Below are 19,165 nucleotides of genomic sequence, written 5' to 3' on the forward strand. Positions count from 1 at the left end.
CGAAGACTCCGGCGGGAGGTAGCGGTTAGGGGAAACCCCGCTGGCCTTGCCGAGGAGGCACCGCAAGAGCCCCGCGGAAAGCGAAGCCAGATGCGGAAGTCAGTAACGTCGCTAGAAAGAAATCATAGATAGATACATGGACAGGAGGAGAAAAACATGGCAAGAAAAGTATTAACATTAGCAGAAGTGCGTGATTCCGCGTTGCGTAATGTATCATTTGAAGCAATCGCAGCAGGAAAAACAGTAGCAGAAGGTGGAGAAGTAGTTTCTGTACTAGTAGGGGAAGGCGTAGGTTCCCTAGCTCAAGAATTAATCGCTTACGGTGCAGACCGTGTAGTGACAATTGAACACGCAAATTTGAAAGCGTACACATCTGATGGTTACTCCCAAGCATTAATGGCGGTAATTGAATCAGAAAATCCAGAAGGAATCATTTTTGGTCATACAGCATTAGGGAAAGATCTATCCCCTAAATTAGCTTCCAAGTTGAATTCCGGATTGATTTCTGATGCAACTGAAGTAGAAGAAGTCGGTGGAAACCTCGTATTCACTAGACCAATCTACTCCGGTAAAGCGTTCGAAAAGAAAATCGTAACAGATGGTGTTATCTTTGCAACTGTACGTCCAAACAACATCGCTTCTCTTGAAAAAGATGAGTCCCGTTCAGGTGACGTATCTTCCTTAGATGTAGATGTGAAGGATCTTCGCACAATCATCAAAGAAGTCGTTCGCAAAGCAACGGAAGGTGTAGATCTTTCCGAAGCGAAAGTGGTAGTAGCTGGTGGCCGTGGCGTTAAATCCACAGATGGATTCGAACCATTAAAAGAATTGGCGGATGTTCTTGGAGCAGCAGTAGGTGCTTCCCGTGGAGCGTGTGACGCAGACTATTGTGATTACTCCTTACAAATCGGTCAAACAGGTAAGGTAGTAACACCTGACCTTTACATTGCATGCGGTATCTCCGGAGCCATCCAGCATCTTGCCGGTATGTCCAACTCCAAGGTAATCGTTGCAATCAATAAAGATCCGGAAGCAAATATCTTCAAAGTCGCTGACTATGGTATCGTCGGTGACCTGTTCGAAGTAGTACCAATGTTGACAGCTGAATTCAAAAAGCTGTTGGTGACGAACTGAGATCTGAGATTGAATCATTAAACAGCCAGGCACTTTTGGGTGCTTGGCTGTTTTGGTGTGATGGAATAAGGAAAACCCAGCTGGTGATTGGAGCACAGGGCGAAGACTCCTGAGGGAGATAGCGGTAGCTTGAGACCCCTGAAGCGTTGTGAGGAGGCTCAAGCAGCGCCCCGACGAATCTTCCATGAAATAAAATGGCCAAAAACGGGTAAACCTATAACGAAGCAAATAATTAGCAACACTATGTGCTAAATGCTATACTTTAGCTATAGTAAAACTCTGAAAGATTTTCCATCTGTCAGAGTGCACATTAACAGCATATTTTGTTAACTGTGAGATAAAAGGCTTAGGAGGAATTTATTATGGCAATTACAAATGCAACTGACCAAAACTTTACACAAGAAACTAGCGAAGGTCTAGTTCTTGCAGATTTCTGGGCACCATGGTGCGGACCTTGTAAAATGATTGCTCCAGTTCTTGAAGAGTTAGATCAAGACATGGGCGACAAAGTTAAAATCGTAAAAGTGGATGTAGATGAGAACCAAGAAACTGCCGGGAAATTCGGCGTTATGAGCATTCCGACTCTACTTGTTATCAAAAATGGTGAAGTAGTGGACAAAGCAGTAGGTTTCCAACCGAAAGAAGCTTTGGCTGAACTTTTAAACAAGCACGCTTAAGATACATTTTGAGAAAGCCCGGTCCTGTGACCGGGCTTTTTGCATGTTTTATGTGGAAAAAGCACTCAGCTAAGCACTTATTACAATGTAATCTAAGATATATCATCAATTTTTAGTATATATCATTAAAAAATACAATATATCATTAATTTTTGAGATATATCATTAAATTCTAAGATATATCATTAATTTCCAAGATATATCATTAATTCTCCACATCACTCTCCCACTTGTTGGTACCTTGATACTCCGAATATAAAAAATCCCCCAAACTCTCAAATGGAACATACGTACGAAACAAGGTATAATAGGAACATACAAAAAATCTTAGGTTGGGAGGAAGAATCATTGAATGAATCATTAAAAGAAAAGCTTGCCATCTTGCCTGACCAACCGGGATGTTACCTGATGAAAGATCGTCAAGGAACGATCATCTATGTCGGAAAGGCGAAGGTCCTAAAAAATAGGGTTCGCTCGTATTTTACTGGGAGCCATGATGGCAAGACGCTCCGACTTGTAAATGAAATTGTCGACTTTGAATATATTGTGACTTCTTCCAATATTGAAGCACTGATACTTGAACTTAATCTTATAAAAAAACATAACCCTAAATACAATGTCATGTTAAAAGATGACAAGCGTTATCCTTTTATAAAAATTACGGCGGAAAAGCATCCGCGTCTGTTAATTACCCGTAAAGTGCAAAAGGATAAAGGGAAGTATTTTGGACCGTACCCAAATGTGCAAGCGGCAAATGAAACGAAAAAGTTGCTTGACCGGATCTATCCTCTACGAAAGTGCATGACACTTCCAGACAGGGTATGTCTTTACTATCACATGGGACAATGCCTTGCACCTTGTGTGGAACACGTATCCGAGGAGACGAACAAGCAAATGGTCGATGGAATTGTCCGCTTTCTGAACGGAGGCTATAAGGAAGTCAAAACCGAGCTTACTGAAAAAATGATGAAAGCCTCAGAAAACCTGGAATTTGAACGGGCACAGGAATTCAGAGATCAAATCATCAATATAGAAGCGACAATGGAAAAGCAGAAAATGGAGATGAATGACTTTGTTGATAGGGATGTTTTCGGATTTGCTTTTGATAAAGGCTGGATGTGTGTTCAAGTCTTTTTCATCCGTCAGGGAAAACTGATTGAACGGGATGTGTCACTGTTCCCAATCTACAACGAACCGGAAGAGGATTTCCTAACATTCCTCGGGCAGTTCTATTCCAAGCAGAATCATTTCGTACCAAAAGAAGTAATGCTCCCTAGTCAAATTGACCTGCCGGTTGCTCAAGAACTATTACAAACCAATGTGCTTCAGCCGCAACGGGGGAAGAAGAAGCAGCTGGTTGATCTGGCAAACAAGAATGCAAAGGTTGCTCTCGTAGAAAAGTTCTCCTTGATTGAACGAGATGAAAGCCGAACGATAAAAGCTGTTGAGAACCTTGGGGAAATACTCGGCATCATGACTCCACACCGTATCGAGGCGTTTGATAACTCCAATATTCAAGGAACCGATCCTGTTTCAGCGATGGTTGTATTCATCGACGGAAAACCGGAGAAACGCGAATACCGGAAATATAAAACAAAAAGCGTCCAAGGACCTGATGACTATGAATCCATGAGGGAAGTAGTCAGAAGAAGATATACACGTGTTTTGAAAGAATCGTTACCGCTCCCAGATTTGATTGTGATCGATGGTGCCAAAGGTCATATGAGTGCTGTGAGGGACGTTCTTGAAAACGAACTGGATTTATATGTTCCGATTGTCGGCCTTGCCAAAGATGACAAACATAGAACGAGCAACCTTCTTGCAGGCGAAGATGCCATGATCGTTCCGCTTGAAAGGACAAGTCAAGAATTCTACCTTCTACAACGAATTCAAGATGAAGTCCACAGATTTGCGATTACGTTCCATCGTCAAATTAGAAGTAAGAGTGTTTTTCAATCCATACTTGATGAGATTACAGGGGTAGGAGCAACAAGGAAAAAGGCCCTCATGAAACACTTCGGTTCCGTCGCAAAGATGAAAGAGGCCACCGTGGAAGAAATCCAAGCTGCGAAAATTCCGAAGCCAATAGCTGAAGAAATTTTTAAAAAACTTCGCGAATAGGTGTTGTAAGGATTCTTATTGTCTGATATAATCACTATTAATTTCATAATGTGCCACTTCAAATCGATGAAGTGATGATAGAGGTGCGAACTTCAAAAGTATGTAATCGGAGAAGAAAGAGCTTCCGAGATGATTACGGAAAGGGGAGGATCGCCGAAGTAAAAAAAAGTCTCTTTTTCTTTTTTTTACTGGTTCTGCGTTTAAGAAATGTAGGACTGTCAGGTTGTCTTTGTGCTGCCTGGAGAGCTATCTCACCGCGTGAACGGATTCTTTATTTGACCAATCACAGCAATGAGACATTAGCTCATTGCTGTTTTTTTATATCCTCAAAAGGCTGCTATGGCTAAATGCGTACTGAGAGCTATCGACATTATGATGAAATAAACAATGAAAAAGGAATGGTGCACATGTCAACGATTGTTGTACAGAAATTCGGAGGAACATCAGTAGGCTCGGTTGAACGAATTCAGCATGTTGCAAGTCGGGTCATCAGCGAAGTGGAAAACGGACATAAAGTAGTAGTAGTGGTTTCGGCTATGGGAAAAACAACAGATGAGCTATTGACGTTAGCGAATGCCATCAACCCTCATCCTAGCAAACGCGATATGGATATGCTTTTGACGACTGGTGAGCAAATCACCATCTCTTTACTTGCCATGGCCTTGCAGGTCAGAGGGCATGAAGCAGTTTCCCTAACAGGCTGGCAAGCGGGAATCCGTACAGAGCCTGTCCATGGAAACGCAAGGATTACGCATATTGAAACAGATCTTTTAAAAAGTCATTTAAACGCGGGGAAAATTGTCATTGTTGCAGGCTTCCAAGGGATTACTGCCACTAATGAAATCACAACGCTTGGACGCGGTGGATCGGACACGACTGCGGTTGCACTGGCTGCAGCACTAAGCGCAGAGAAGTGTGACATTTATACAGATGTTACTGGTGTCTTCACCACAGATCCGCGATTTGTAAAGGGAGCGAGAAAACTTGCTGCCATCGCATATGATGAAATGCTCGAACTCGCCAACCTAGGTGCGGGGGTTCTTCACCCACGTGCGGTTGAATTTGCGAAAAATTATGGCGTGCAGCTGGTTGTGCGGTCCAGTATGGAAGAGGAAGAAGGAACGATCATTGAGGAGGAAGTATCCATGGAAAAAAATCTAGTTGTAAGAGGAATCGCATTTGAAGATCAAATCACCCGCATTACTGTTTGTAGCCTGCCTAATGAGCTACATACTTTATCCACCATTTTCACGACATTAGCTCAACATAGCTTGAACGTGGATATCATCATCCAAACAAGCATGGATAAAGATACTACCAATATTTCGTTTTCTGTTAAAACAGTAGACGTAAAAGATACAATTGAAGTGTTGGAGCAACATCAATCCCGTTTAGGATTCACGGCCATCGAGCAGGAGAGCGGACTTGCAAAGGTATCCATCGTTGGTTCCGGTATGGTTTCAAATCCAGGGGTGGCAGCAGAAATGTTCCAAGTCCTTGCAACAGAAGGCATCCATGTAAAAATGGTAAGTACTTCTGAAATCAAAGTTTCCACAGTAGTCGATGTTGCCGAGATGGTTCGTGCGGTAGAGGCGCTTCATGTGGCATTTAAGCTGGGGGAAGAGTCTGTAGAGAGAGTATTAAGCTAAAAGAAAACTAGTTTTTATTTCGAAAGTGCCCTTTTCCTGCTGGAGAGGGTGCTTTTTTGCTTAAGTAGAGAGAGTGCGCGTGCAAGGACTATCCGTTACATACCAGAGCAAGCAAAATACTTTCCGTTAATGAACAATACGAGCTGTTACACAAATATATGAGCTGTTACACAAAAATACGAGCTGTTACATAAATATATGAGTAGTTAAACAAAAAATACGAGCTGTTCGACAAAAAAACCACAATATCCCGCTCCCGAGTACCACCCCCATCCCCCCACAAAAAAAGCCGGCCACCCCACCAAGGGCAACCGGCCATCACCTATCTAAAATGTAGCAAGCGGAAAATCCAACATCATGAAGTTGCCACCCGTAAGGTAGTCAAAAGCCTACCGGCCAGAATCCACTGCATGTGAATCCGATGCCTGATTGACCATCAACCACCCTGGAGGCAGCAACCAAACTCCATTATCTATCCCACTGTACTGTAATGGTAATCTCTTTTCTTTTTTTCTGTTCTTCAATCGCTTCGGCTGTTTTGCCTTTTTGTCGTTGGATCTGCTCAGCAAGGAATCCTGCTTCAAGTTGGAAGGTAGCGTCCTTGTTCAAATCAAGGCGGCGCGCAACCATCTCACCACGGATGAGGTATTTTATCTCATATTTGCTCTGTTCGATTAGTTCAAGCTCTCCCCAGCCAGCCTCTTTGAAGAACTGGGCAATTTCCTCTTGGGTATCAATCGTGAACTTACGTGCAAGCTGTTTTCCAGCCCAATAGATGAGCTGAATATGATCCTTTCCCAAAAGGTCAGGCAGGAGCATGTCGCGGATCAATTCGTACCCGAAGATAGGGACTTGGATTTGTGTGTCGACCACTTGTTGTTGGTTGTTCGATTCTGTCATTTAGTTCCCCTCTTTCTCTACCTTTATTATATACCATACAAGCCCTTAAATAAATGAAACGTATGGAGTATTTTATTCTACGAAAATATTTTTCTATTTTTCTGACAATTGTAGAAGCGATAGAGTTTTCCTAAAAGTTCAATTTTTGTTCGCGTTTTCTTGACGCTACACATATAGGGGAGTAAAATAAATATGTCACATATTTGTCGATAAATCTGCAAAGGCTTTCATTTTATTGAAAGTTTCAAAAATGAGATGGGGAGTTCCTTGATTTTCTACTATAATAGATAGTGAAAAGCAGAACTTACAAAACATCTAATCTATTTTCTTATTCGAAAAAGGGGGTTAAGTGATGGCAACTGAACGTGAATTTTTACTTCGTAGACTCCACTCGTTACTAGGAGTCATTCCTGTTGGTCTTTTCTTGGTTCAGCATTTGGTTATCAACCATTTTGCGACTAAAGGGCCAGAATCTTTTAACAAAGCGGCACACTTTATGGAGAGCTTGCCGTTTCGTTATGCGCTAGAAATTTTTGTAATCTTTCTTCCAATCCTATTCCACGCTATCTATGGCTTATATATTGCTTTTACAGCAAAGAACAATGTAAGCAAATATGGATTTGTTCGTAACTGGATGTTTATGCTTCAACGCTTTACAGGAATCGTTACATTAATTTTTATCGTATGGCATGTATGGGAAACGAGAATCGCAGCAGCACTTGGAGCGGACGTTAACTACAACATGATGGCAGACATCCTGTCCAGCCCGTTTATGTTCTGGTTCTACATTGTTGGTGTAATTGCAACGATTTTCCACTTTGCAAATGGACTATGGTCTTTCTGTGTTAGCTGGGGAATCACTGTAACTCCTCGTTCTCAACTTATTGCAACCTACGTAACAATCGGGATTTTCTTTGCATTATCTTTCGTAGGTGTCCGTGCAATTCTAGCATTCGTCTAATCAGCAACTATTAAGGAGTGAGTTACATATGAGTAAAAAAGTTATCGTGGTCGGCGGTGGACTTGCTGGCTTGATGGCAACCATCAAAGTCGCTGAAGCCGGTGTACCAGTTGATCTATTTTCATTAGTACCAGTTAAACGTTCTCACTCAGTTTGTGCCCAGGGTGGAATTAATGGGGCAGTAAACACGAAAGGGGAAGGGGATTCTCCTTGGGAACACTTTGACGATTCCGTATACGGAGGGGATTTCTTAGCAAATCAGCCTCCTGTAAAAGCAATGTGTGAAGCGGCACCAGGAATCATCCATCTATTGGACCGTATGGGAGTTATGTTCAACCGTACTCCTGAGGGATTACTAGACTTCCGTCGCTTTGGTGGGACACAGCATCACCGTACCGCATTTGCTGGTGCAACAACAGGTCAGCAGCTGTTATACGCTTTGGATGAGCAGGTTCGTCGCCACGAAGTATCCGGTCTAGTAACAAAGTATGAAGGCTGGGAGTTCTTAGGTTCTGTTATTGATGACGATGGCGTTTGCCGCGGAGTTGTCGCACAAAACCTTACAAGCATGGAGATTGTATCATTCCCTGCAGATGCCGTGATCATGGCAACCGGTGGACCAGGAATCATCTTCGGAAAATCCACAAACTCTGTTATCAACACAGGTTCTGCTGCTTCCATCGTGTATCAGCAAGGTGCTTATTATGCGAACGGTGAGTTCATCCAAATTCACCCGACAGCCATTCCTGGTGATGACAAGCTTCGTCTGATGAGTGAGTCAGCTCGTGGAGAAGGCGGACGTGTTTGGACATATAAAGACGGTAAGCCTTGGTACTTCCTTGAGGAAAAATACCCAGCTTACGGTAACCTTGTACCACGTGACATCGCAACACGTGAAATCTTTGATGTGTGTGTTAACCAGAAGCTTGGTGTTAACGGTGAAAACATGGTATACCTGGATCTTTCTCATAAAGATCCGAAAGAATTGGATGTCAAACTTGGCGGTATCATTGAAATCTATGAAAAATTCATGGGCGATGATCCACGTAAAGTACCAATGAAAATCTTCCCTGCTGTTCACTATTCTATGGGCGGAATCTGGGTCGATTATGACCAAATGACAAACATCCCTGGACTATTTGCTGCAGGTGAGTGTGATTATTCCCAGCATGGTGCGAACCGTCTTGGAGCGAACTCTTTATTGTCCGCGATTTACGGTGGTATGGTCGCAGGTCCAAAAGCAGTAGAATATATGAACGGATTGGAGAAATCCACAGATTCCCTTTCTTCCTCCCTTTTCGATCGCTATGTAAAAGAAGAAGAAGCAAAGTGGAACAAGATCATGACAATGAATGGTACAGAGAATGCTTATGTGCTTCATAAAGAGCTTGGAGAGTGGATGACAGACAACGTAACAGTTGTACGTTACAACGACAAGCTGAAGCAAACGGATGAGAAAATCCAAGAGCTTCTAGAGCGTTATGATAATATCAACATCCACGATACAGCAAAGTGGAGTAACCAAGGAGCGGCGTTCACCCGTCAGCTGCAACATATGCTTCAATTAGCTCGTGTTATCACAATCGGTGCATATAACCGTAATGAAAGCCGTGGAGCGCACTACAAACCGGACTTCCCAGAGCGTAATGACGAGGAATTCCTAAAAACTACAATGGCGAAATTCACAGGTCCTAAATCTGCCCCAGAGTTCCATTACGAAGAGGTAGATGTAAGCTTGATTCCGCCGCGTAAGCGTGACTACTCTAAGAAAAAAGGGGGTAAAGAATGATGGCTGAACAAACAAAAACTGTAACATTTAAAGTGAAGCGTCAAGATGGTCCCGAGGGAACCCCTTATTATGAAACATTTGAATTACCATACCGCCCGAACATGAACGTAATCTCTGCACTTATGGAAGTTCGTCGTAACCCGGTTAACAATGAAGGGAAAGAGACGACTCCTGTAAACTGGGATATGAACTGTTTGGAGGAGGTATGTGGAGCGTGTTCCATGGTGATCAACGGCAAGCCGAGACAATCCTGTACGGCGCTTGTTGACCAATTGGAGCAACCGATCGTACTAGAGCCAATGAGCACATTCCCTGTGGTTCGTGACCTTCAAGTGGATAGAAGTCGCATGTTCGATTCTTTGAAAAAAGTAAAAGCATGGATCCCAATCGATGGAACCTACGATCTTGGACCTGGTCCTCGTATGCCGGAGAAAAAACGTCAATGGGCATATGAACTTTCCAAATGTATGACATGTGGAGTATGTTTGGAAGCTTGTCCGAATGTTAACAGCAAATCTGAGTTCATCGGTCCTGCACCGTTATCCCAAGTGCGTTTATTCAACGCCCATCCAACTGGGGAGATGAACAAATCCGAGCGTCTGGAAGCAATCATGGGTGACGGAGGCCTAGCAAACTGCGGTAACTCACAGAACTGTGTGCAGTCTTGCCCGAAAGGTATACCTTTGACAACATCCATCGCTGCTCTTAACCGTGACACAACGGTTCAGATGTTCAGAAACTTCTTCGGTTCCGACCAAGGGTAATAAACAACCAACAGAACGCCTCTTTACAAAAGGGGCGTTTTTTTACAAAAGTGCATGTTAGAAAATTCAGAATGATTTAAAAGACCTTGATTTCCGTTCCAGGCGCTTCGCTTTTCTGCGGGCGGTCCGGGAGCCTCCTCTGCAAGCCTAGAGGCCACTGAAAAACCCGAAAACTTATCTTTATTACGTTTTCTAGCTGTTGATTGCAGCAATAGGCAAAGACTCCTGCGGGGGGATAGCGACATTCTTGAGACCCCGCAGGGCGTAGCCCGAGGAGGCTCAAGGTCGCCCCGCGGAAAGCGAACACCTGGAACGAAAGGAATCAGGGAGTTACAACTAACATAAAAATATCTTTTAAACCGGGGAGGAATAGGTTATGAAAAAACCAGCTTATATTGAAGATCTACAACAATGGATGAATGAGTTCTCATTCAGTCACGGAGTCAAAGTGAGATTTTCAGAGACAGATATGTTCGGGCATATGAACAATACAGTTCCATTTGTTTATTTTGAAGAAGCTAGAATTGAATTTTTTAAGAGTCTGGGTTTTATGCAAGACTGGACACAGGAAGGGAGCAATACCATTCCAGTCGTAGCGGATTTGCAATGTGATTTTCTGCAGCAGGTATATTTTGGTGAGGAATTAGAGGTGCGTGTAAAAGCGAATCAAGTTGGAACCTCTTCTGTTGATCTGCATTATCTTGGTAGAAAGAGGAATGGAGAGCCATGTTTTGTAGGTAGAGGACGCATGGTCCAGCTCAATAAACACACCGGAAAAGGGGAGGCATGGAGTAAGGAACAGAGAAATCTCTTTCTTTCTAGAGAAACTTTGAAAAAATAATGAAAATACATCTAAATAGATGTAACTCCCGCCCTCCTTCTAACATATTATACCATGACTAAATATACACCCATCCGCTAGTTCAGCTCTGGCTAAGGCAAGGAGGGTTACAATTATTGAAGGAGAAAGAGTTTCAACCAAAGCCATTGCTTACCAAAAGAGAAAGAGAAGTATTTGAGCTGTTAGTTCAGGATAAGACAACCAAAGAGATTGCTGGTGAGTTGTTTATCAGTGAAAAGACAGTTCGGAACCACATTTCAAATGCTATGCAAAAGCTGGGAGTAAAGGGGCGTTCCCAAGCAGTTGTCGAGCTTCTTCGCATGGGAGAATTAGAGCTTTAATTTAACCTGCCGACTATCTTCTAACAAACCAGTTATGAGTGGTAGTCGGTTATTTATACTTGATTAAACCAAGTATTTCAATGTGGGTAAATATGTTTATAAGCCTTTACATCTTGCTTTTTATATGAAAACATAAGAAAATAAACATAATAGACACAATGATCACATGACATCTTATGTTCAGATAAAAAAAGAAAAAGGGAAGAAAGAGGGTCGAGAATGACGAATCAAAATGAAGCAGTATTACAGGACCAACAATTAGTGGCTGATATAGAAAAATCATTAAGATACATAGCGACTTTAGTAAAACAAAAAGGTCGCGAAATTCTGAGCAATTACACGATCACACCTCCTCAATTCGTTGCGTTGCAATGGTTACTGGAAGGTGGAGATATGACGATTGGTGAATTGTCCACGAAAATGTATTTGGCATGCAGTACGACTACAGACCTTGTAGACCGTATGGAAAAGAATGAACTTGTCCAGCGTGTAAAAGACCCGAACGATCGTCGTGTAGTGCGAATCCATCTGTTAGAAGAAGGAGAGCGCATTATCGCAGAAGTGGTAAAAAAGCGTCAAGACTATTTGCAAAACATACTAAAGAACTATTCCAAAGATGAGATTTTCATGTTAGAAAAGTGTTTAGCACGTTTACATCTAGAAATGAAAGAATGAGGGATTTAGTTGCAAAGACCAATTGGAGTTATTGATTCCGGAGTAGGAGGCCTGACGGTTGCGAAAGAAATCATGCGTCAGTTGCCGAAAGAGCGCATCATTTATCTGGGGGATACGGCTCGTTGTCCCTATGGACCAAGGCCTGTTGACGAAGTAAGGCTTTACACATGGGAAATGACCAGGTATCTGTTGACCCACAATATCAAGATGCTCGTCATCGCTTGTAACACCGCCACCGCTGTTGTATTGGATGAGATAAGAGAACAATTGGACATTCCTGTTATAGGAGTGGTGGATCCTGGTGCCAGAACGGCGCTCAAGGTCACTTCAAATTATCAGGTAGGTGTCATTGGTACTGTCGGGACGATTAACAGTGGTGCCTATGCCAATGCACTGAGATCCATCAATAATGAAGTGCACGTGGAAAGCTTGGCTTGCCCGAACTTCGTGCCGTTAGTCGAAAGCGGGGATTTCGAAGGCGAGCGGGCCAGAGACATTGTTCAGGATACCTTACACCTTTTCAAGGGCTCAAAGATCGATACATTGATACTTGGATGTACCCATTATCCTTTATTGCGTTCGACAATCCAGGAAGTGATGGGGGAGGATATCGAGCTGATATGCTCTGGTGATGAAACGGCCCGTGAAGTTAGTACGATTCTCAATTTCAAAAAGCTTTTAAATAGAAGCCAATTAAAAGAAGAACACCAATTCTACACAACCGGCTCAAAGGATATGTTTGAAAAAATAGCAAGCAAACTGTTCGAGCAACCGATTGAAAATGTACAAACGATTGTACTGGATCCAATTGGAATTTAACAATAAAAAAGTAAGAAGCCACTTTATCCGAATAGGGTAGAGTGGCTTTTTTTGCCCTACTCAAGGGAAAAACAGAAGCAAATTACAAATGGGACAAAACTTTTTCCAGAGCTCGGTCTATTTTTTGGAAAGCTCGTATATATATTAGTACAAACCGTCTTAGGAGGGAAACCTATGTCTCATAAAAAAGTAAAAATGACCGCTGCTGCCGTGCTTGCTTCTTCTGTGCTTTTATCCGGATGTGGATTATTTGGAGGTGACGAGCAAGCGGGTTCGGAACAGGATATTCCGCAGGATATTTCTTATGTAGATGATGCAACAAATGAAAATGGTACAGAAAGTGATGTAACTGGGGAAGAAACGGATGGGGAAGAAGTTGTTTCCGAAAATGTCCAAAGAGAATTATACTTAATTGATAGCAATGGATATGTTGTTTCGCAAACGATGGAGTTGCCAAAAACAAACGAAGTGGCGAAACAGGCATTGGAATACTTAGTTGCCGGTGGGCCGGTGGATGCTATGCTGCCGAATGGGTTCCGTGCGGTTTTACCTGCTGGGACGGAAGTGGATGTGAACCTTAAGGAAGACGGCACAATCGTTGCTGATTTCAATAATGAATTCATGAGCTATGATGCTGCAGATGAAGAGAAAATTCTTCAAGCAATCACATGGACACTCACTCAATTCAAAAATGTGGAAAAGGTCCAGATAATGGTGAATGGACATTTGCAAACGGTGATGCCTGTCAACAAAACCCCTATTGGGGAAGGGGTAAGCAGAGCCAATGGGATAAATTATGATACGGCAGAAGCTGTCGATCTGATGAGCTCGCGAGCCGTGACGCTTTACTTTATGGCAGAGAGCAATGATGGAGACCCATATTATGTTCCGGTCACAGCAAGATTGAGCTTAGAAGGAAAAGATAAGTTTGCTGCAATCGTGGAGGCGCTTATCAAAGGTCCAGCGCATAACTCCGGCTTAACAAATGACTTAAGCAATGAAATTGCCTTGCTCGATGATCCGGTAATGGAAGATGGTAATTTAGTGCTGAATTTCAATGAAGCGATTTTAGGTCTTGAGGGGCGTATAGTGTCCAAGTCAATTGTTGACTCCTTGGTACTCACTTTGACCGAGCAGACAGGTGTGGAGAGCATTGCCATCACGGTGGATGGGGAAGGCGACCTTATGGCGACAGATGGAACGAACATCTCTGAACCTGTGACACGTCCTGAAAAAGTAAACACGGGCAGGTTTTAACGTGTAAAATTTGATATACTAATAATAGAACCAAGAAGAGGTGAAAAACTGCCTCTTCTTTCTTTTTATACATATAGCGACAAAAGGAGTTTGTTAGAATGTCCAGATCAGATGGAAGAGTACCAAATCAAATCAGAACAGTGGAAATCATCACGAATTACATCACCCATCCTGAGGGATCGGTTTTAATTTGTGTAGGAAATACAAAAGTAATCTGTTCAGGCACGATAGAAGACAGGGTTCCACCTTTTATGCGCGGTGGGGGAAAAGGATGGATTACAGCGGAATATTCCATGCTTCCAAGGGCAACGGAGAAAAGGACCATGCGGGAGTCCACAAAGGGCAAGGTGACAGGCAGAACAATGGAAATCCAACGTCTGATAGGGCGAGCGCTACGGTCGGTTGTGGAACTGGATAAAATAGGTGAAAAAACGATTTGGATAGACTGTGATGTCATCCAAGCGGATGGGGGAACAAGAACGGCTTCCATTACAGGGGCGTTTGTGGCAATGGTCCTTGCCTTTCAAAAGTTGGTGGAATCAAAGAAGATTCCCAATCTTCCAGTGACAGACTATTTGGCAGCTACTTCTGTTGGAGTAATGGAGAATGGTGAGCCGTTGCTTGATTTGAATTACATAGAAGATTCCAATGCACAAGTTGATATGAACGTCATCATGACGGGTTCCTTGGATTTAGTGGAATTACAAGGGACAGGAGAAGAAGCAACATTTACTAGAAAACAACTGAATGAATTGTTGGATTTGGCAGAAGAAGGAGTCCTTTATTTGGTGGAGGAACAAAAAAAGGCATTAGGAGCTTTAGCTGATAGTATCAGTGCAAAAGGAAAAGGAGAAAACTAAAATGACCGAAATTATTATAGCAACCAATAATCCTGGGAAAGTAAAAGATTTTAAAGTGATTTTGGAACCTAAAGGATTTATGGTGAAATCCCTTGCTGATTTCCCTCACATCCCAGACGTAGAGGAAACGGGAACCACCTTTGAAGAGAATGCATTACTAAAGGCGGAGGCGGTTTCCACACATCTTGGTAAAATAGTGCTTGCAGATGATTCCGGCCTTGAGGTGGATGCACTGAATGGAGAGCCTGGTGTGTATTCCGCTCGCTATGCGGGTATGGATAAAGATGATAGAAAAAACATCCAAAAGGTGCTTGAAAGACTGCAAGGAATACCTGAAAAAAAGCGTACGGCTCGATTTGTATGTGTATTGGCAGTAGTCGATCCAGCTGGGGAAAGGTTTACCGTTCGTGGCACGTGTGAAGGTACCATCGCTTTTGAACCTGTAGGGGATAACGGCTTTGGCTATGATCCGATTTTTTATGTGGAAGAGAAACAGAGGACGATGGCCCAACTTTCCAAAGAAGAAAAGAGTGAAATCAGTCACAGAGGAAATGCCATCAGTCAGTTGACTAATCAGTGGGAGATGCTCTCCCGCAAAAACTAGGAGTGGAAGCATGAAAGTTTTAATTGTTAGTGACAATCATGGACAAGCAGAGATACTTCGGCAAATAAAGGCCCGTCATCAAGGGGAAGTGGACCTTTTCATCCATTGTGGTGATTCTGAACTCCCATCGACATGTGAAGAAATGAAAGGCTTTTATGGTGTAAGGGGAAACTGCGATTATGATGATGATTATCCTCAACAATTAACCAAGGAATTTTCCAACAACCGACTTTTTGCTACACATGGACATCTTTATCAAGTGAAGTCTTCTTTACTGCCATTAAAATATGCAGCAGAAGAAGAGGAAGCGAATATTGTTTGCTTCGGACATTCGCATATTGCCGGTGCCGAGTTTCTGGATGGAATCCTATTTATTAATCCGGGTAGCATAGAGCTTCCCCGAATGACACGCAACAAGACCTATGCTATACTAGACATAAAAGACAGCACTTATTTTGTACACTACTATAATGAAAAGGGAGAAAAACTTTCTTCCCATACGTTTGAGAAGTGACAAGGGAGAGGTTTACCCTCTCTCTTTACTTGAATCAAAATTATTTGAGAAAAGTTTTTAAAAAGTGTTGACTTTGATTTATGTATCTCATATAATAAATCTTGTCGCTGATGATAATTAGTAAATATTTCTTATCGGGGAATACATAGCAAGCAAGCTTTTATCCCAGTAGCTCAGTTGGATAGAGCACGATCGAATACGCTACCTGATTAAACCTCAGCGTACCGATTTTGAAAACTTCCTGAGTTATCTTCCAAGCAAAATCGGGACGACGGTATTCCAGAATATAGCAAGCCTTATTTTTATATTGTCCCAGTAGCTCAGTTGGATAGAGCAACGGCCTTCTAAGCCGTGTGTCGGGGGTTCGAATCCCTCCTGGGACGCCATTTTACCTAAAGAACACCATGTGCATTTTTATGAATACTCTTAAAAAGAGTGTTGATAAAAATGATTGCATGGTTTTTTGTTTTTTTATCTATCATCATTAAACATAACCATACCTCCTTTCACTTGTGCTCCCCTCCAAACACTGATAAACTTGTTTCAAATATTTCCACAATAAAAATAGGACGGCTACATACATATGAAAAAACCAAAAAAGATAGTTGAATTTCCCAATCTAAAACAGAGGCTGTTGGAAAAAGCGATGCAAACCATGAAAGAGAAAAAGTTCTCTGAGGCATTAGAGCTTTTTGAACAGGCTCGAGAAAATGATTATGCCTATGCCGAAGTTGAACTTGGGATGGTTGTTTGCTTTATGGAACTCGGTCAACTCACAGAGGCAAAGAATCGTTGCAAGAAAATGTTGCGTGAGGATATCGGCGATTATTTTCATGTGCTTCAAATATACATAACCATACTGATTCAATTAAAAGAGTATGCAGAAGTCAAACTGACAATAGAAGCAATCCTCGAAGAAGATAAATTGCCCGCTCAGTATGCGCAAAATTTTTATCAGCTCTTGGAATTTGCCAGAAAAATGCTCCCTTCAGAAGACTCGTCACAGATTGAGCCAGACTACGGTCAAGCAAATGACCAAGAAGATGAGGTTTTTTTGTTACATGAAGGGACGATTCAAAAACAATATGAGTTGATTCAGATGTTTAAGCACCGTAACATACGCCCACTCATCCCTGATATTCAGAAATACTTAGTAGACGAACTAAAGCATCCGGTCCTGAAAACGTTCTTGCTTCATATTCTTATAGAACAGGGCTGGGACAAGGAAACAGAAGTGCATAAAATGGGGCAACGGATCACCATCGTTCCGACTGATTTAATGAGCGGTGAAGAGGATCCTTTCTTAAACAAGATCATATCCATCTTGGAAGACAAAGTGGAAAGTGATAATCCATCTCTTTTTGAAGGGTTAAAAGAAATGCTGGTCCGTATTCATACTGTACAATTCCCATTCCCTTTCACACCGGAGAAACCAGAAGTATGGGCGGCTGGGCTGCATAGTGCGGGTGTAGAGCTATTTGGTTTAGGTGTGGCAGATGAGGAGCTGGCAGAGGAATATGATGTGTCTGCATTGGAAATAAAATCTGCGGTACGGGAGATCAATAAGCTTGAAGATTTTTCATATTTACGATTATAAGGCTATGTGTTGAACTCGCCGTGGATTATGTTATAATGTAAGGGTTGTAAACTGTATATACGATATAGGCTCTTAGGTTACCTCTTGTTTAAGGGGTGTTTAAGACTGTGTACTTGCAGCAAATTGTAGAAAACAACAACCACCATGTGTGGTTCATCAGAATGGATAGTGTCCGAAACATTATCTTTTTTGAAAATAGATGTTGGAGGGAAAATTATGTCTGCTAAATGGGAAAAATTAGAAGGTAATCAAGGCGTATTAACGGTTGAAGTGGATGCTGACACTGTTAACAAAGGTCTTGACGCTGCATTCAAAAAAGTAGTAACGAAAGTAAACGTACCAGGTTTCCGTAAAGGGAAAATTCCTCGTGGAATGTTCGAACAACGTTTTGGTGTAGAATCCCTATACCAAGATGCTCTTGATATCATTCTTCCAACTGCATACTCTAACGCAGTTGTTGAAACTGGAATCGAGCCAGTTGATCAACCAGAAATCGACATCGAAACAATCGCTAAAAACGAAAAGCTTGTATTCACTGCTAAAGTTATTGTGAAGCCTGAAGTTAAACTTGGCGAATACAAAGGATTAGAAGTGGAGCGTTTAGACGATAACGTGACGGACGAAGACGTGGAAGCTGACTTGAAAGGCCTTCAAGAGCGTCAAGCTGAGCTTGTTGTGAAAGAAGAAGGAACTGTAGAGAACGGCGATACAGTGGTTATGGACTTTGAAGGATTCGTTAACGGCGAAGCATTCGAAGGTGGAAAAGCGGAGAACTATTCTTTAGAAATCGGATCTAACACGTTCATTCCAGGTTTCGAAGAGCAATTAGTAGGACTTGCAGCTGGAGCGGAGAAAGAAGTAGAAGTTTCTTTCCCTGAAGAGTACCACGCTGAAGAGCTTGCTGGTAAGCCTGCAGTGTTCAAAGTGACTGTACACGAAATCAAAACAAAAGAACTTCCTGCACTTGACGATGAGTTCGCAAAAGATGTAGACGAAGAAGTTGAAACGCTTGAAGAGCTTAAAGCTAAAACTAAAGCTCGCCTTGAAGAAGCGAAGAAAACAGAAGCTGACAACCACCTACGCGACACGCTAGTGGACAAAGCTGCTGCTAACGCAGAAGTGGAAGTTCCTGAAGCAATGGTGAAAACTGAAACAGATCGCATGGTTCGTGAATTCGAACAACGTCTTCAAATGCAAGGAATGAACATGGAGCTTTACTTCCAGTTCTCCGGTCAAGATGAAGAAGCTCTTCGCACTCAAATGAAAGAAGATGCAGAAAAGCGTGTGAAAATGAACCTTACGCTTGAAGCAATCTCCAAAGCTGAAAACATCGAAGTAACAGATGAAGAAGCAAACGAAGAAATCGAAAAAATGGCTGGCATGTACAACATGTCTGTTGACCAAATCAAGCAAGCATTAGGCAGCTTGGAAGGTCTTAAAGAAGACTTGAAAATCAGAAAAGCAATTGATTTCCTTGTAGAAAACAGCAAAGATGTTGCATAATAGAGTTTAAGAGACAAGGCGCGACTTGATCGTGCCTTGTTTTGTACCATCTAGACCTTTTTAAAAGTAAAGTTTTCCGCTTTTTCCATTCATCACTGTGTTAGTAAAATGGATTCATGGATACAATAGTACGGACCCATCTTCTAAAATATCCATACA

Annotated in this window: 18 protein-coding genes, 1 tRNA gene and 1 riboswitch; of the genes, 18 read left to right on the forward strand and 1 reads right to left on the reverse strand. The window is 42.3% G+C overall.

Annotation, left to right across the window (positions count from 1 at the left end; all coding sequences use genetic code 11):
• The first annotated feature begins 156 nt into the window (after positions 1-156).
• The 4 genes from EKQ44_RS10870 (at position 157) to EKQ44_RS10885 (ending at position 5,581) form a co-directional block, all read left to right on the forward strand.
• A complete protein-coding gene (locus tag EKQ44_RS10870; protein ID WP_237663584.1) occupies positions 157-1,134 on the forward strand; it encodes an electron transfer flavoprotein subunit alpha/FixB family protein in 978 nt (325 codons plus the stop codon).
• Positions 1,135-1,496: 362 nt separating this feature from the next.
• Complete coding sequence (gene trxA / locus EKQ44_RS10875) at positions 1,497-1,811, forward strand: thioredoxin (RefSeq protein ID WP_060664845.1); 315 nt, start codon at positions 1,497-1,499, stop codon at positions 1,809-1,811.
• Between the two features lie 348 nt (positions 1,812-2,159).
• Positions 2,160-3,932: an excinuclease ABC subunit UvrC gene (gene uvrC / locus EKQ44_RS10880; RefSeq protein WP_237663585.1), complete on the forward strand. Its 1,773-nt coding sequence runs from the start codon at positions 2,160-2,162 to the stop codon at positions 3,930-3,932.
• Between the two features lie 70 nt (positions 3,933-4,002).
• Positions 4,003-4,189: riboswitch (Lysine riboswitch) on the forward strand.
• A 150-nt stretch (positions 4,190-4,339) separates the two neighbouring features.
• Positions 4,340-5,581: an aspartate kinase gene (locus EKQ44_RS10885; protein WP_237663587.1), complete on the forward strand. Its 1,242-nt coding sequence runs from the start codon at positions 4,340-4,342 to the stop codon at positions 5,579-5,581.
• A 468-nt stretch (positions 5,582-6,049) separates the two neighbouring features.
• Here EKQ44_RS10885 and EKQ44_RS10890 read toward each other — a convergent pair whose 3' ends face one another.
• Positions 6,050-6,481: a YslB family protein gene (locus EKQ44_RS10890; RefSeq protein ID WP_237663588.1), complete on the reverse strand. Its 432-nt coding sequence runs from the start codon at positions 6,479-6,481 to the stop codon at positions 6,050-6,052.
• A 352-nt stretch (positions 6,482-6,833) separates the two neighbouring features.
• On the opposite strand from EKQ44_RS10890, the gene EKQ44_RS10895 reads away from it, so the two are divergent.
• From EKQ44_RS10895 to tig, 14 genes are all read left to right on the forward strand, one after another.
• Positions 6,834-7,442, forward strand: coding sequence for a succinate dehydrogenase cytochrome b558 subunit (locus EKQ44_RS10895; RefSeq protein ID WP_223490495.1), 609 nt, complete (start codon positions 6,834-6,836; stop codon positions 7,440-7,442).
• A 28-nt stretch (positions 7,443-7,470) separates the two neighbouring features.
• Positions 7,471-9,231, forward strand: a complete 1,761-nt coding sequence (gene sdhA / locus EKQ44_RS10900) for a succinate dehydrogenase flavoprotein subunit (protein WP_237663589.1) — start codon at positions 7,471-7,473, stop codon at positions 9,229-9,231.
• The gene (gene sdhB, locus EKQ44_RS10905) at positions 9,228-9,995 is read left to right on the forward strand and encodes a succinate dehydrogenase iron-sulfur subunit (RefSeq protein ID WP_237663591.1); all 768 of its coding nucleotides are present in this window, start codon (positions 9,228-9,230) and stop codon (positions 9,993-9,995) included. The genes sdhA and sdhB overlap by 4 nt, the downstream gene beginning before the upstream one ends.
• Positions 9,996-10,371: 376 nt before the next feature.
• A complete protein-coding gene (locus EKQ44_RS10910; RefSeq protein WP_237663593.1) occupies positions 10,372-10,836 on the forward strand; it encodes an acyl-CoA thioesterase in 465 nt (154 codons plus the stop codon).
• A gap of 116 nt (positions 10,837-10,952) precedes the next feature.
• On the forward strand, positions 10,953-11,177 hold the full coding sequence (gene gerE / locus EKQ44_RS10915) for a spore germination transcription factor GerE (RefSeq protein WP_047972062.1): 225 nt from the start codon (positions 10,953-10,955) through the stop codon (positions 11,175-11,177).
• Between the two features lie 219 nt (positions 11,178-11,396).
• Positions 11,397-11,852: a MarR family winged helix-turn-helix transcriptional regulator gene (locus tag EKQ44_RS10920; RefSeq protein ID WP_237663594.1), complete on the forward strand. Its 456-nt coding sequence runs from the start codon at positions 11,397-11,399 to the stop codon at positions 11,850-11,852.
• A gap of 9 nt (positions 11,853-11,861) precedes the next feature.
• The gene (racE, locus tag EKQ44_RS10925; protein ID WP_237663596.1) at positions 11,862-12,671 is read left to right on the forward strand and encodes a glutamate racemase; all 810 of its coding nucleotides are present in this window, start codon (positions 11,862-11,864) and stop codon (positions 12,669-12,671) included.
• 174 nt (positions 12,672-12,845) lie between these two features.
• Entirely contained in the window at positions 12,846-13,928 is a 1,083-nt protein-coding gene (locus EKQ44_RS10930) for a GerMN domain-containing protein (RefSeq protein WP_237663597.1), read from the forward strand.
• A 98-nt stretch (positions 13,929-14,026) separates the two neighbouring features.
• Complete coding sequence (rph, locus tag EKQ44_RS10935) at positions 14,027-14,788, forward strand: ribonuclease PH (protein ID WP_237663599.1); 762 nt, start codon at positions 14,027-14,029, stop codon at positions 14,786-14,788.
• Between the two features lies 1 nt (position 14,789).
• Positions 14,790-15,392 (forward strand): XTP/dITP diphosphatase, encoded by a 603-nt coding sequence (locus EKQ44_RS10940; protein ID WP_237663600.1) that lies wholly within the window; start codon positions 14,790-14,792, stop codon positions 15,390-15,392.
• Positions 15,393-15,402: 10 nt separating this feature from the next.
• On the forward strand, positions 15,403-15,906 hold the full coding sequence (locus tag EKQ44_RS10945; protein WP_237663602.1) for a metallophosphoesterase family protein: 504 nt from the start codon (positions 15,403-15,405) through the stop codon (positions 15,904-15,906).
• A 309-nt stretch (positions 15,907-16,215) separates the two neighbouring features.
• Positions 16,216-16,292, forward strand: a tRNA-Arg gene (locus EKQ44_RS10950).
• Between the two features lie 197 nt (positions 16,293-16,489).
• Complete coding sequence (locus EKQ44_RS10955; protein ID WP_237663604.1) at positions 16,490-17,503, forward strand: tetratricopeptide repeat protein; 1,014 nt, start codon at positions 16,490-16,492, stop codon at positions 17,501-17,503.
• A gap of 216 nt (positions 17,504-17,719) precedes the next feature.
• Positions 17,720-19,006: a trigger factor gene (gene tig / locus EKQ44_RS10960; protein ID WP_237663606.1), complete on the forward strand. Its 1,287-nt coding sequence runs from the start codon at positions 17,720-17,722 to the stop codon at positions 19,004-19,006.
• Positions 19,007-19,165: the final 159 nt, after the last annotated feature.

The sequence above is a fragment of the Sutcliffiella horikoshii genome, from assembly GCF_021991925.1.
In the GTDB taxonomy this organism is placed as follows: Bacteria; Bacillota; Bacilli; order Bacillales; family Bacillaceae_I; genus Sutcliffiella_A; species Sutcliffiella_A horikoshii_F.